The sequence below is a fragment of the Rhizobium ecuadorense genome (genome assembly GCF_001187535.1).
In the GTDB taxonomy this organism is placed as follows: Bacteria; Pseudomonadota; Alphaproteobacteria; order Rhizobiales; family Rhizobiaceae; genus Rhizobium; species Rhizobium ecuadorense.
In genome coordinates this window covers 1-323 of record NZ_LFIO01001219.1, presented here as the reverse complement: position 1 = coordinate 323, position 323 = coordinate 1, and the positions used below count along the sequence as shown (strand labels likewise).

Annotated in this window: 1 protein-coding gene; it reads left to right on the top strand. The window is 61.0% G+C overall.

Going from position 1 to position 323, the window contains the following annotated elements:
- Nucleotides 1-323: carbohydrate ABC transporter permease (locus AF337_RS25730; RefSeq protein ID WP_152971187.1), on the top strand; the 323-nt coding region annotated here is incomplete at both ends.

Genomic DNA, 323 nt, shown 5'->3' with positions numbered 1-323 from the left:
GCCTGCCACGACCATCCTTTCGGTGATCGTGGCGGTTCCTGCGGCCTACGCGTTTTCGCGCTTCACCTTCCCGGGCCGGAACTTTCTGTTCTTCGCCGTCTTGCTTCGCAATATGTTTCCGGCTGTGATCTTTCTCGTGCCGCTCTTCATCCTGATGCGCGCGATCGGGCTGGTGAACACGCATGGATCGCTCATTCTCACCTACCTCACATTCGGCCTGCCGCTGGCAATCTGGCTCCTCAAGGGCTTCTACGACAACATCCCGGTGCAGCTCGAGCAGGCGGCGCGGATCGACGGAGCGACGCGGTTCCAGGCCTTTGTCC